Here is a 13,267-nt window from a genome sequence, read left to right as displayed (position 1 = left end):
TTAGACTTTTAATGTCCGGGTTCTGTAGTTGGACCTGGATTCGGGCTCGGATTCGGTTGTATAACAATCGTTCCGGAACCTTTTGTAGTGCATGTTCCAGCACCTGCCACAGTGCATTTAACTGCTGCGGCAAGGAGGCATATATTTGCATTTACTTCTGCTCCTCCTTTTACATCCATCATTTCTTGGATATCCAATGAATCAGGGATGTTTTCCAATGTCGTAATAGATTTCATATTATACGTTTTGGGTATAAACCTACTCTATAAACTTTTCGGTATCCGTTCCTGCTGATTATACAGATTAGGTTCTGTACTTATTTAATTTACCGGTAATAAATAGTCATTTTATTTTAGATTGATATTATAACTCCAATCATTGTCGTCCGTAGGGGGATCATCTTCAATCCATATCCATTGGTTTTCTTGAAAGACCCATCCACCGCCCTTTATTGACTCTATCGTTTCTGTCGTAAGTTTTTCTAAGTTTATTGTTTCCATTAGTGTTTTTTTTTATACTTCGCAAAGGTAAGTCGTTTTAAAAAGAGCGTTTATAATAAAAACATAATCATTTTATAATCTTTTTGATCAGAAACAATTATCTTTGTCGCGTAGAACTGATTATAAAATGAAGAAATATTATTATATCACCTTTATTGCTATGGCTGCAACAGTCTGTCTGCAAATTAGTTATATATTTAGTTTATATAATCAAGATGTGGTCGAAGATATAATTAATATAAGTGAGGTTACAAAAAGAATAATAGAAGATGAAAAGTGGATTCGAAGTGATTTACGGTCGGGACGGCCGATACAAACGAAACCTGTGCTTAAAGTGAAATTATTGTCGGACATGACTCCGCAAGAGTTAGACAGTATTCGTAAATTACCGACTAATAAAGATACATTTAATTTGCCGGCAGCTAGAAAGATGGGGATAGGTACTACAACCGGAGAGATTGTATCTCAATTGGCGCAAGATTATTTATTAGCAGCAGGTTTCCCCCTGAATATGCATACTTTGGACAGCCTTTGGCATTTATCAGATAGCATTATCCATCATCCTCATCAATTCCTTCTTTATGATAAAGACACCGTAATGATTTCTTCTGTTGGAGACTTGGAAAGCCATACGCCTGATTATGTATCTAAGTTCATGCCTATTGGCACAAAAGGCTTGCAATATCTTCAGATAAAGGTAGATATTCCTATGTCTCATTTTCTGCGGCATCAGCTTTGGACGCTGGCTCTTTCTGCCTGCATGATGCTGCTGGTATTACTTTGTCTGTTTTTTCAGCTGACTGCCATTCGTCGGAAGGAAGTCTTGCTCCGCAAGAGGGAAATGACTATAAATGGCACTATTCATGATTTGAAATCTCCATTGAACAGTGTTATTACGATGATGGGGTGGTTGAAATTAGTGGTATCCGATGAGGAGACCAAGGAGATGCTTGAAACGAGTAAAGCGGGTGTGAAGCGTCTGATTTCCAACATAGAGGCTTTGTTAATGACCGCACGCATGGATCGTCATCAGGTGGTATTGAATAAAAGTCTGATTGATGTTCCGGAAATAGCAGCGGGAGTGAAGAAGGAGTTGTCCTGCCTCTATCCGGACAAGCCTCATACCATCTGCATCATCAATGAACTTCCTTCGGGTTTGCAGGTAATGGCCGATGGCATGTATATAGAGAACGTGCTTCGTAACCTGATGGAGAATGCCTTGAAATATTCGGATGCAGGAGTGAGAATAGAGGTCTCTCTTTCTATTGTGGATGAGCGGTTGCGTGTGTCTGTCAAAGACAATGGTTGGGGCATCGCTGCCACCCATCAGAAGAAATTGTTCACCCAGTTCTATCGGGTTCCCCGAAGCGAAGAGCAACAGCAGAAGGGTTACGGCATAGGCTTGGCACAATCCAAATATATTATAAATGAACATGGAGGGGAAATAATGATGAAGAGTGCCGAAGGTGAAGGAAGCACTTTTACATTCATTATTCCATATCGTTGATTGAAAGGAGAAAAACGGATGGAAAAGACAAAAGTTCTGTTTGTAGACGATGACATCGCATTGGGACAAGTGGTAATCTTGGCATTGAGGGCATCGGGCTATGCTGCAGAGTATTGCACTACGCTGGTAGGAATTCAGGGTGTGGTTCAGGAAATGCAGCCGGACATTATGGTGCTGGATGTAGAGATAGGAGGGAAGAATGGAATAGATGCCGTTGCGGAACTCAAACTGACGGCTCCCGATACACCGATTCTGTTTGTCTCTTCACACATAGCCGGTTCGGAAGTGGCAAGGGCGCTGGATGCAGGTGGCATCGCTTATCTGCGAAAGCCTTTCGAAATGGAGGAGTTGGTGGCTTACATACGCAGGCACACGCCATATTTCCATCCGAAAGGACTATCCATCGGAATGTTTAATCTGAGAGCCGGAGACAGTATGTTGTTCAAAGGCGAGGAGCCTGTGAGAAGGCTGACTGAGTTTGAATATAAACTGCTGAAGTTGTTGGCACAGAACATGAATCAAACAGTAAGTCGCGAACAAATAGTGCAGGAGCTGTGGGAGGGTACTCCCGGCAGCGAGCAGAGTTTGAATAACTATGTGGCGAGACTGCGGAAATATCTGTCGGAAGACGAGAGCCTGTCCTTGGAAACTGTGCCAAGAACAGGATATATACTTTCCATTTTAGGTACTCAGCCGCCTGTTTTATGAGATTGCCTCCAATACATTGACAATCTCTACCACATACATTTTATGGAAGCCGCCGTGCGCTTCTCCATACCATCGGTCGATAATGCTTTGGTCGATAAAGTCTTCCGGCTTAATTATATCGGCATACAGTTTCTTGCACTCAAAGGTCAGCCGGGCCTGTTCAAAAGTAATACTTCCATTTTCGGTGAATAAGGGTTGAAGCCCTGTTGCTTTCACTTTGTCGATATCTCGCCCTGACTTAGAACCACAAATTTTGTGAACATCCTTATGCTCTTCGCCCAGGAAAGAGAGAGTGAGGTAATCATTCTGCTCTATGAAGTCGAACGTGTAGCGTTCGGGGCGGATAAAGATGAAGGCTACCGGCTTGTTCCATAAGAATCCGATGCCGCCCCAGTTGGCAGTCATTGTATTGAATTTTTCCTTTGTACCGGCGGTTACCAGCATCCATTCTTTGCTGATTGTCTCAAACATGTTGTCTTTCAGCTCTTTTACTTGTATCTTTTTCATTGGTCTTTATTTGTTTATGTGCACAAAGATAGAAACAATAAAATGACTATGCGGTTAATATTTTGGTATTTATTGGGCGTATATTGACAATTAATCACTACTTTTGTACAAGTTTGAGACATGGAGATGTCTCTGCGGATTTATAAAAGATTACGTTGCAGAGAAACGTTGTGTCTTTTTCATGTTTAGGAAAACCTGAGAAATTTTCGTGAACACATGAAGGACGCAGTTGGTTCTCACGCTTGTTATAGCGTGGGGCTAAGCTGTCGTATATTCGTGTTCACAGGCAATCTCAGGGCCTTCCTAAGCGGATATTAGAACAGATAGTTCCACGTTTCTAATAATAATAAATGTTTTGCCGGAGCTACAAGACAGATAAAATCATTGAGATGATGGAAATATTTAGATTTTGGAATTCAAAGTATCGGTTTGTTTATTGTAGTCTGGCATTCAAGCATCAGGTTACTCCGTGGAAAGTATGGCGGTTGGCTCATGGCAAGATGCCGGCACGCTCAATGAAAGAAGAAAAGATACTCCGAAAATTGAAAGAAGCAAAGATTATTGTAGATATTGTGTAGCTGCAAGAGGGATAAATAGTGTAAAACTTTTCCTTTCACTGTTTTAAAATCAGAGGTCGATTTGCTATCTTTGTCCGGTGATATTAACTTTAAAAAGAAAGGATACAACAGTGGCAAATGATGTGGTTTTAACCCCGATGATGAAGCAGTTTTTTGAGTTGAAGGCAAAGCATCCCGATGCAATCATGCTTTTTAGGTGTGGAGATTTCTATGAAACCTATTCCGAAGATGCCATTGTAGCCTCTGAAATATTGGGAATTACACTGACCAAACGTGCCAACGGACAAGGGAAGAGTGTGGAGATGGCGGGCTTTCCGCATCATGCTCTGGATACTTATCTGCCGAAACTGATACGTGCCGGCAAGCGTGTGGCCATCTGTGACCAGTTGGAAGACCCTAAACTGACAAAGAAGTTGGTGAAGAGGGGTATTACCGAGTTGGTGACTCCGGGGGTGGCCATCAATGATAATGTCCTTTCGTATAAGGAGAATAACTTTCTGGCGGCAGTCCATTTCGGTAAAGCTGCGTGTGGTGTTGCTTTTTTGGATATTTCTACCGGTGAATTTCTTACGGCTGAAGGGCCGTTTGACTATGTGGACAAGCTGTTGAACAACTTCGCTCCCAAGGAAATATTGTTTGAACGCGGAAAGCGGGGAATGTTTGAAGGAAATTTCGGCAGCAAGTTCTTCACGTTCGAATTGGAGGACTGGGTGTTTACCGAGACTTCTTCTCGCGAGAAGCTGTTGAAACACTTTGAAACGAAGAATTTGAAAGGTTTCGGCGTCGAGCATCTCAAGAACGGTATTATCGCTTCGGGCGCCATCCTGCAATATCTGGATATGACGCAGCATTATCAAATCGGCCATATCACCTCGCTGTCGCGCATTGAGGAAGACCGCTATGTGCGCTTGGATAAATTCACTGTCCGGAGCCTGGAATTGCTGGGTAGCATGAATGACGGAGGCACGAGTCTGCTGGATGTTATCGACAAAACAATCAGCCCGATGGGGGCCCGTCTGCTGAAACGCTGGGTGGTGTTTCCGTTGAAAGACGAGAAGCCTATCAATGAGCGCCTGGATGTGGTGGAGTATTTCTTCCGCGAACCGGACTTTAAAGAGTTCATTGAAGAGAAGTTGCAGTTTATCGGCGACCTGGAACGCATTGTGTCTAAAGCGGCCGTGGGACGTATCTCTCCGCGTGAGGTGGTTCAGCTTAAAGTGGCATTGCAGGCCATCGAGCCTATTAAGAACGCTTGTCTGAATGCCGACAATGACAGTTTGCGCCGCATCGGTGAACAGCTTAACCTTTGCCTCAATATCCGCGAGAAAATAGCCAAAGAGATAAAGAATGACCCTCCGTTGCTGGTGAATAAAGGGGGAGTGATAGCCGATGGGGTAAATGAAGAGCTGGACGAGTTGCGCCGCATCGCTTTTTCGGGAAAGGATTATCTGTTGCAGGTGCAGCAGCGCGAGAGTGAGCAGACCGGCATTCCCAGTCTGAAGATTGCCTATAACAATGTATTCGGCTATTACATAGAGGTGCGCAATGCACACAAAGACAAAGTGCCTGCCGACTGGATTCGCAAACAGACACTGGTGAATGCAGAGCGTTATATCACACAGGAGTTGAAGGAATACGAAGAAAAGATTCTGGGTGCGGAAGATAAGATTCTGACGCTCGAAACCAAGCTTTATAATGATTTGGTTCTTTCCCTTGCCGAATATATCCCTGCCATTCAGATTAATGCCAACCAGATAGCCCGTTTGGACTGTCTGCTTGCTTTTGCCAATGTTGCCGGAGCGAATAAGTACATCCGTCCGATAGTGGAGGACAGTGATGTGCTGGATATCAGGCAGGGACGCCATCCGGTGATAGAGAAACAGCTTCCGGTGGGGGAGAAGTATATTGCCAATGATGTGTATCTGGATACCGACAGCCAGCAGATAATCATTATCACGGGGCCTAACATGGCCGGTAAATCGGCTTTGCTCCGCCAGACGGCATTGATTACGCTGTTGGCGCAGATAGGATGTTTTGTTCCTGCAGAGAGTGCCCGTATCGGCATGGTGGATAAGATATTCACCCGCGTGGGTGCCAGCGACAATATATCGGTGGGAGAGTCTACCTTTATGGTAGAGATGAATGAGGCGGCGGATATTTTGAACAACCTTTCTCCGCGCAGTCTGGTGCTGTTTGATGAGCTGGGCAGGGGCACTTCCACTTACGATGGCATCTCTATTGCATGGGCGATAGTGGAGCACATCCACGAGCATCCGCGTGCAAAGGCGCGTACACTTTTTGCCACTCATTACCATGAACTGAATGAAATGGAGAAATCCTTCAAGCGTATTAAGAACTACAATGTGTCGGTGAAGGAGGTGGATAATAAAGTCATCTTCCTGCGCAAGCTGGAGAGGGGAGGCAGTGAGCACTCTTTCGGTATCCATGTGGCGAAAATGGCGGGTATGCCGAAGAGCATCGTGAAACGTGCAAACGATATCCTGCACCAGTTGGAGACGGACAACCGCCAGCAGGGGATTGCCAAACCGACGGCGGAGATAGCTTCCGGCCGAGACGGGATGCAGCTCAGTTTCTTCCAGTTAGACGACCCGGTGCTGTGTCAGATACGTGATGAGATTCTGACGCTGGATGTCAATAATCTGACGCCTCTCGAAGCTTTGAATAAACTGAATGATATCAAGAAAATAGTCAGGGGGAAATAATATCCCCCTCCTTTTAAAACCTCAATGCTTATGAAAAACTTTCTTGTTTTATGCTGTCTGTGGATGGCATGTCTTGCGATTTCCGCACAAGAACCGTGTCCCCAAGTAATCCCTGCCCTTCAGCAATGGAAAGGAGGCAGTGGCAAACTGGCCCTTCCCGCCGAAGGCAATATTGTTGTAAACCCTGCTGATGAGGCTGTACTTTTGTCTACCGCCGGGATATTGGCAGATGACCTGAACGCCATGTTGGGCTGGAATTATTCCGTGAGAACCGGTAAACCGGGCAAAAATGATATTTATATGGCTCTGATGAAGCCCGACAAAGAGTTGGGTGATGAAGGCTACAAACTGTCGGTAAACCGTTATGCCGGGATTGAGGCGCCTACCCGGAAAGGAGTGTTCTGGGGAACCCGCACGCTGCTGCAGATGCTTTATAAGCAGCAGGGAAAGATTTCGAAAGGGACGGCACGCGACTTTCCTTTATTCCCTAACCGCGGTTTTATGATTGATGCCGGCCGCAAGTTCTTTACGTTGGACTATCTGAAGCAATATGTCAGGATACTTTCCTTCTATAAGATGAACGAATTCCAGATTCACCTGAACGACAACGGCTTTCCGCAGTTCTTTGACAATGACTGGAACAAGACGTATGCCGCTTTCCGTCTTGAAAGCGAACGTTTCCCCGGTCTGACGGCAAAGGACGGTTCGTATACCAAACAAGAGTTTACGGACTTGCAGCGGTTGGGCATGGAGTATGGGGTGAATGTGATTCCCGAAATAGACATTCCGGCCCATTCATTGTCCTTCACCCAATACAAGCCCGAAATAGGCAGCAAAGAGTATGGAATGGACCATCTGGACTTGTATAAAGAGGAAACGTACCGTTTTATCGATTCGCTGCTTGATGAGTATCTTTCAGGAGAGCACCCTGTGTTTATAGGCCCTGATGTGCATATCGGTACGGACGAATACAATAAGAAAGAAGCCGAGCAGTATCGTTATTTCACTGACCGCTACTTGAAGTACATTGAAAAGTATGGTAAGACCCCGCGTATGTGGGGAGGCTTGAAATGGCTTCCCGGAAAGACTCCTGTAAAGGCAGAGGGAGTAACGGTAAATGCGTGGTCGTATGACTGGGTAGACCCGGAAATATCTTTAAAAGACGGATATAAGCTTATCAATACTTGCGATACCTATCTGTATATTGTGCCCGGTGCGGGCTACTATCGCGAGTTTTTGGACCATCAATGGCTGTATGAGACATGGACTCCCTGGCTGATGAACCGCAAGCAGACACTTCCCGAAGGTACTCCGGGGGTATTGGGCGGAATGTTTGCCGTGTGGAACGACCAATGCGGCAATGGCATCTCGCAACAGGATGTGCATATCCGTGCTTTTCCGGCCGTTCAGGTGCTGACCGAAAGACTGTGGAAGGGAGACAACAAACAAGTGCCTTATAAAGCATTTGAGGCTCTTTGCAAAGAGATGCCCGAAGCGCCGGGCATTAACCTGTCGGGCAAAATCTCTCCCCATAAAGATGTCGCACTGACGGTTCCCGGCAAGGAACTGCTCTTTACCGGTAAGGATACGGTTCAGACTGCTTTGCAGGAAGTGGGCTACCCCTATACGGTGGAATTCAAAATCTGTCCGGACGAAAAGACGAATATCAGCGGTGTATTATTTAGAGGCGCTCATGCCACGGTATATACAAACTGGGAGAATACGGGACGGATTGCCTTCTCTCGCGACGGTTACACATTTGTGTTTAATTCTTATCGTCTTCCGGCCGGCAGATGGTCTTCCATCCGCATTGAAGGAGATTACAAGGGCACTTCCCTGTATGTGGACGGTAAATTGCAGGAGCGTCTGGAAGGCAGAACCATGCGGGTCTATAATCCTAAGTATAAGTCGATGGATGAGATGCGCTATCAAGAGACTTTGGTCTTTCCTTTGCAGCAGATAGGAGATACGCTGAATGGATTTCAGGGGAAGCTGAAAGATGTGAGTTGCAGGCAGGGAGAAATGTAATGCCCTTATGATTATACTTATGACTTGAAGTGAAGCCTGATGTCGGTTATGAACTCATAGGGGAAAGGACTTTGGCTATTAATTGACGAACATCTTTATCGAAATCACCCTTGCTACAACTACCTGTGGCGAGGGTGATTTTTAGTTTATGAGAGTTCCGACACACTTTCATTTTTTTTTGTTTCAACTCTCCGAATGTCTTATAAAGAAAGACAAAAGTTGACCAAAGGCTTTTTTCAAACAATAGAGAGTGTTTTTCCAAACAATAGTAACCGTTTATGTAAGAAGCCTATTGTAATTGCTTAACCACCGCTGTGGTTAAGTCTGTTCACGAGGGTGGTTAGGCTTAGTCACGACTGTGGTTAAAGTTAACCACGTTCGTGGTTAATGTATATTTTACGTTCATTAATAAAAGAAGAAGCTATGGAAACATTGTACGCTGACGGCGTACTTCACGGTCAACCGGTAGTGATTGTTTATGTAAACAATGGGCATTGTTGGGGGGGTACTTACGTGCGAACTCTTACCAGTGTATGGTAAAACTTTGTCTTCTTAATGCTTCTCAGGCAGTTATCTTTCTCTTTTAGAGGTATTTTACTACCTTTGCCTGCAGAAAACTAGAAAACTAAAGACAAAATTATTATGCGTTCATTTATTGTGAATTTAAATGTCATCGGCCTGCTGGCTGTTTGCTTGTTTGCCTGTAATCACCACTCCTCTAATCTGCTGTTATATCAGGTAGATTCATTGCTGAATGTGAAGCCGGACAGTGCATTGACTGTTTTAAGGAGTATATCTGTTTTGGATGAAATGACAGAAGCGGACAGGGCCTATTATGCATTGCTAATGGCTGAGGCTATGGATAAAAATGAGTTGCCTTTGTTGCCTTGCGATTCATTATTGGATTTTGCACTCGATTATTATGGCGATGATGATAAGGAGATGGCAGTGGCTTTGCTTTATAAAGGGCGGTTGCTGGCACAGATGGATGATAAAAAGGCAGCGATAGAGATGAATCTGAAAGCGTTGGACGTGTTGCAGGATTATCCGGAGGATACGCTATGCAGGAGCTTGATTTATAGCGTGCTGGGATTATGGTATGGAGATTGCGGGCTATATGACAAGGCGTTGGAAGTGTTGAACCGGTCTTTATATTATTCGTATAATGCCGGAGATACAGCTGTGGTCTATAATAATATCGGGTATGTCTATACAATGAGGGGGAAACAGGATTCTGCCCTTGCTTATCAGCGAAAAGCGGTGGAGTATGCGGAGAATGGAGGAGATACAAGCATGATGATTGCCTCTTGGCATAATCTGAGTATCCGTTATAGACAATTTCGAGAAACAGATTCGGCTGTGGTTTATGCACGTAAGGTGTTGCAGTCTCTCTCTGACAAATATCCCCAATCGGGGCTTTATTTTCTGAATATGGGTGATTTATATATTGATTTGGGGCAATATGATTCTGCCGGCTATTATTTGGATAAGAGCTTATTTCTCTCTGAGCCTCAAGCAATGCCTTATTGGTCACTTGCTGTGGTTAAAGCCCAATTGGGTAATTATAAGTCTGCTTATCATTATCTGGATACTTTTGTGATGATTCGGGATTCCTTGGATGCCGGTGAGGAACTGTCCGAAGTACAGCATCTGGTCTATAAGCATCAAACGGAACTGGGAATAAGGGAGGAACAAAGAAAGTCAAGAATGACGATAGGACTGATAGTTTTTGTCGCTGTTGTCATCTTCTTTGTAATGATTCTCGTTTACCAATATCGTATTAATAGGAAGAACAGGCAGGAAGTGCTTTATCAACAGTCATTGGAGTATACGAATGACAAACTGCGTACGATGCAATGGCGGATAGAGGAGAATGAAGTTGTCATCGCTCTTTTGCGGGATAAGGAAAATAAGAATCTGGATGAAATCAGCAAAAGAGAGCGGTTGATAACTCAATTGGAGAAAGAGAAGATAGAGTTGCAGGCTTGGCAGTTCCAGCAGACACCGATTTATAGAAAAGTAATGGCATTGGCCAATCAGGATAAGACAGATAAAAAGCATAGAATGGTCTTCTCTACGGTGGAGACAGATAAGCTTAAAAAAGTGATTTTGGGGATTTATTCGACGTATGTATCTTCTTTGCAAGCTAAATGTTCGGGGTTGACTGAAGATGATTTGTTCTTTCTTTGTATGGAACAGACAGGGCTCTCTTCTTTGACCGTTGCATTATGTCTGGGTTTTAGCGATACGCAAGCCATTAATCAGCGCAGGTCCAGAATAAAGCGGAAATTGTCAGAGGTGTAGAATGTATACTGCTGATAGATAGTGTATTATCTTTTTGTAGTGTCATCGCTTTCGCTTGTTGTTATACTATTCTCATCCTAACTTTGCAGCATCATTTTAAAACAAAGAGATATGAAAGCAAAGTTATTATTCTTGATGTCGCTTTTTATGATTGTAGTATTTTCGGCTGCTGCTCAGAACCGGTGGGGAGTGGTCGGTGGTGTTAATCTGTCAACTACTTCTGCCAAAGGATTTAAATGGAGAGCCGGTGGCTATGTTGGTGGGCTGTATGATATCCGGTTGAGTGAATCATGGTATATCCAACCGCAGTTGATACTTACTTACGAAGAAAATGATTCGAAGGACAAGACAAAGGTAGATGCGTTTTTTAGCCAATATGCTTTGACACTTCCTGTATTGGCTTCTTTTAAAGTGAAGTTGAGTGATGCTTTCTCTATGCGTATTAATGCAGGGCCTTATGTGCAGTATGCTATGTTCGGATGTCAGCAGAAATATGGCGAATGGTGGCATCTTGATTTTGGTAACCATTTCACTTACGGTTTGAAAGGGGGAGTGTCTGTGGAGCATAAACATTGGTTCGTTTCTATGGACTGTAAGTATTCTCTGAAAACGAATTTTGTGAACTATGGAGGGCATGGGCTGACACTTTCTGTTGGTATAGGTTATAAGTTCTAAAAGTGGCAGTAGGAGAGAAACTAAAAACAAACGCTTATGAAGGCGCAACCGACCTATGGTTTACGTAATTCTACCTTACAGGTTTCTATAGGATACCGTTTTTGAATAAGATATTTGTCTATATCAGGTAGATTCATTGCTGAATGTGAAGCCGGACAGTGCATTGACTGTTTTAAGGAATTCTAGTAAAAGGGATATCATTCGTGCGTGGTCATGAAATGGTATCCCTTCCTTTAACCTGTTATTTGGCTTCAGCCAGTTCTTTCATTGTCTTTTCAACTTTCTGAAAGAACTGTGCTATATGCGCTCCGTCTACAAAAGCGTGGCTGACAGTCAAGGCGATGGGCATCACCGGCACTCCACCCCGGATGACAGCCTTTCCTGCATTCATTAATGGATAGTCCAGCGGGTGCCCCGGTTCTTTCTGGGTGTAGGTGAGCGAGGTGAAGTAAAGCTGGGGAGTGGCACTGAGCTGAACTACATCATAGTCTCCTTTTTCTTCTATCTCTTTGTCGGTGCCGTATGGGTCGCCGTCTTCGGGGATAGAAGTGATGATGCGGCGTGCTTCTGCATAGAAACATTCGAAATCTTCATGATAGGGGATGCGCACCGTGTAGAAGGTCTTTCCCGGCACGGCGATGGGGGTACTCATGTCCACCGTGTCATGATAAACTACATTTCCATGCTTGTCTGTACGAAATCTGAACTCTTTCACTTCATTGGCAGCCCGAAGGATGGCATAAAGATAATAAAGGAAAAAGGAGCGTCCGGAGGCTTTTGCCGCAGCAAGGGCTTCGCCGCATTCTACCTCGCTGGTGATGGAAATCCATGAATTGTGGAAAGTGCGGAAGAAATTATAGTTGTCCCGACGTTCCCAAGTGTCAATGTCTATGATATGTTTCATTTGTTTTTAGCCGGTTTGAAAGAGTGATACATAAAATGTGCTCCGATAAGGATAAACGGAATGCTGAGCCATTGCCCCATATTGAGCATCATGCTGTCTTCGTATGCTTCTTGGCTTGCTTTGATAAACTCTACGAAGAAGCGGAAAACGAAGATGGTGGTGAGGCAGTAGCCGAAATAGAAACCCGGAAGGAGGGAGGTTTTGTATTTCTTGTATAAAGACAGTCCTATGACGAAGATGATGAGATAGGCTATGGCTTCATAGAGTTGTGCCGGATGGCGCGGTTCCATTCCTTCGCGGGGGAAGATGAATGCCCAGGGCACATTACTCAGTTTGCCGACTATCTCGCCATTCATCAAGTTGCCCAAACGGATAAAACAGGCGGCGATAGGGGTGGCAATGGCAATGTTGTCGAGTACGGAAAGATAGTTTAATTTCATTTTACGGGCATAAATCCAAAGGGAGAGTAGCAATCCGATGGTTCCTCCGTGGCTCGCTAAACCTAGATAGCCTGTCCATTTGATGCCTCCGTCTATAAACTTGACGGGAAGAATCATTTCGAGAGGGTGGGAAAGCCAATAGCCCGGTTCATAAAACAGGCAATGCCCCAACCGTGCGCCTGCAACGATACCCAGCAGGCAGTAAATAAAGAGGGAATCAAATTTCTCATACGGAATCTTTTGGTCTTTATACAGTTTGGAGATGACCCAGTAGGCCAAAATCAGTCCTGTGACAAACAGGATGGAATAGTAACGGATAGTGATGCCGAAGATAGAGATTGCCTCTATTTCGGGATTCCAGACGATATGGAGTAATTGGTGCATAATTTGGGG

Annotated in this window: 12 protein-coding genes; 7 read left to right on the top strand and 5 right to left on the bottom strand. The window is 44.4% G+C overall.

Annotated features, from left to right (window positions below; genetic code table 11):
- Positions 1-8: 8 nt before the first annotated feature.
- Positions 9-236 carry a hypothetical protein gene (locus tag QYT14_RS11705; protein WP_288325461.1) on the bottom strand — a complete coding sequence of 76 codons (228 nt, stop codon included), beginning with the start codon at positions 234-236 and terminating at the stop codon, positions 9-11.
- 111 nt (positions 237-347) lie between these two features.
- Positions 348-500 (bottom strand): hypothetical protein, encoded by a 153-nt coding sequence (locus tag QYT14_RS11700; RefSeq protein ID WP_288325462.1) that lies wholly within the window; start codon positions 498-500, stop codon positions 348-350.
- Positions 501-627: 127 nt separating this feature from the next.
- Here QYT14_RS11700 and QYT14_RS11695 point away from each other — a divergent pair, with 127 nt between their 5' ends.
- Positions 628-2,007: a HAMP domain-containing sensor histidine kinase gene (locus QYT14_RS11695; RefSeq protein WP_288325463.1), complete on the top strand. Its 1,380-nt coding sequence runs from the start codon at positions 628-630 to the stop codon at positions 2,005-2,007.
- Positions 2,008-2,025: 18 nt separating this feature from the next.
- Positions 2,026-2,715 (top strand): response regulator transcription factor, encoded by a 690-nt coding sequence (locus tag QYT14_RS11690; protein WP_288325464.1) that lies wholly within the window; start codon positions 2,026-2,028, stop codon positions 2,713-2,715.
- Here the strand turns inward: QYT14_RS11690 and QYT14_RS11685 are convergent.
- Complete coding sequence (locus tag QYT14_RS11685; RefSeq protein ID WP_288325465.1) at positions 2,710-3,222, bottom strand: flavin reductase; 513 nt, start codon at positions 3,220-3,222, stop codon at positions 2,710-2,712. The two genes, QYT14_RS11690 and QYT14_RS11685, sit on opposite strands and share 6 nt — an antisense overlap.
- A 389-nt stretch (positions 3,223-3,611) precedes the next feature.
- Between QYT14_RS11685 and QYT14_RS11680 the strand changes: the two genes are divergently transcribed.
- The 5 genes from QYT14_RS11680 to QYT14_RS11660 all read left to right on the top strand — a co-directional run bounded on the left by QYT14_RS11680 (position 3,612) and on the right by QYT14_RS11660 (position 11,530).
- Positions 3,612-3,800 carry a hypothetical protein gene (locus tag QYT14_RS11680; RefSeq protein ID WP_288325466.1) on the top strand — a complete coding sequence of 63 codons (189 nt, stop codon included), beginning with the start codon at positions 3,612-3,614 and terminating at the stop codon, positions 3,798-3,800.
- A gap of 110 nt (positions 3,801-3,910) precedes the next feature.
- Positions 3,911-6,523: a DNA mismatch repair protein MutS gene (gene mutS / locus QYT14_RS11675; RefSeq protein WP_288325467.1), complete on the top strand. Its 2,613-nt coding sequence runs from the start codon at positions 3,911-3,913 to the stop codon at positions 6,521-6,523.
- Positions 6,524-6,553: 30 nt separating this feature from the next.
- Positions 6,554-8,551, top strand: coding sequence for a family 20 glycosylhydrolase (locus QYT14_RS11670; RefSeq protein WP_288325468.1), 1,998 nt, complete (start codon positions 6,554-6,556; stop codon positions 8,549-8,551).
- Between the two features lie 642 nt (positions 8,552-9,193).
- Positions 9,194-10,855 (top strand): tetratricopeptide repeat protein, encoded by a 1,662-nt coding sequence (locus QYT14_RS11665; protein WP_288325469.1) that lies wholly within the window; start codon positions 9,194-9,196, stop codon positions 10,853-10,855.
- A gap of 111 nt (positions 10,856-10,966) precedes the next feature.
- Entirely contained in the window at positions 10,967-11,530 is a 564-nt protein-coding gene (locus QYT14_RS11660) for a porin family protein (RefSeq protein ID WP_288325470.1), read from the top strand.
- 241 nt (positions 11,531-11,771) lie between these two features.
- On the opposite strand, the gene QYT14_RS11655 is transcribed toward QYT14_RS11660, so the two are convergent.
- Both QYT14_RS11655 and lgt read right to left on the bottom strand, forming a co-directional pair.
- Positions 11,772-12,434, bottom strand: a complete 663-nt coding sequence (locus QYT14_RS11655) for a chloramphenicol acetyltransferase (RefSeq protein ID WP_288325471.1) — start codon at positions 12,432-12,434, stop codon at positions 11,772-11,774.
- On the bottom strand, positions 12,431-13,261 hold the full coding sequence (gene lgt, locus QYT14_RS11650; protein WP_288325495.1) for a prolipoprotein diacylglyceryl transferase: 831 nt from the start codon (positions 13,259-13,261) through the stop codon (positions 12,431-12,433). The genes QYT14_RS11655 and lgt overlap by 4 nt, the downstream gene beginning before the upstream one ends.
- Positions 13,262-13,267: the final 6 nt, after the last annotated feature.

Source organism: uncultured Phocaeicola sp. (assembly GCF_948499155.1).
Taxonomy (GTDB): domain Bacteria; phylum Bacteroidota; class Bacteroidia; order Bacteroidales; family Bacteroidaceae; genus Phocaeicola; species Phocaeicola faecalis.
This window is presented reverse-complemented; position numbering and strand designations above follow the sequence as displayed.

Excerpts from the sequence above, each read along its gene's own strand:
- QYT14_RS11705 (WP_288325461.1), bottom strand. The coding sequence starts at position 236 with ATGAAATCTATTACGACATTGGAAAACATCCCTGATTCATTGGATATC.
- QYT14_RS11700 (WP_288325462.1), bottom strand. The coding sequence starts at position 500 with ATGGAAACAATAAACTTAGAAAAACTTACGACAGAAACGATAGAGTCA.
- QYT14_RS11695 (WP_288325463.1), top strand. The coding sequence starts at position 628 with ATGAAGAAATATTATTATATCACCTTTATTGCTATGGCTGCAACAGTC.
- QYT14_RS11690 (WP_288325464.1), top strand. The coding sequence starts at position 2,026 with ATGGAAAAGACAAAAGTTCTGTTTGTAGACGATGACATCGCATTGGGA.
- QYT14_RS11685 (WP_288325465.1), bottom strand. The coding sequence starts at position 3,222 with ATGAAAAAGATACAAGTAAAAGAGCTGAAAGACAACATGTTTGAGACA.
- QYT14_RS11680 (WP_288325466.1), top strand. The coding sequence starts at position 3,612 with ATGATGGAAATATTTAGATTTTGGAATTCAAAGTATCGGTTTGTTTAT.
- QYT14_RS11670 (WP_288325468.1), top strand. The coding sequence starts at position 6,554 with ATGAAAAACTTTCTTGTTTTATGCTGTCTGTGGATGGCATGTCTTGCG.
- QYT14_RS11665 (WP_288325469.1), top strand. The coding sequence starts at position 9,194 with ATGCGTTCATTTATTGTGAATTTAAATGTCATCGGCCTGCTGGCTGTT.
- QYT14_RS11660 (WP_288325470.1), top strand. The coding sequence starts at position 10,967 with ATGAAAGCAAAGTTATTATTCTTGATGTCGCTTTTTATGATTGTAGTA.
- QYT14_RS11655 (WP_288325471.1), bottom strand. The coding sequence starts at position 12,434 with ATGAAACATATCATAGACATTGACACTTGGGAACGTCGGGACAACTAT.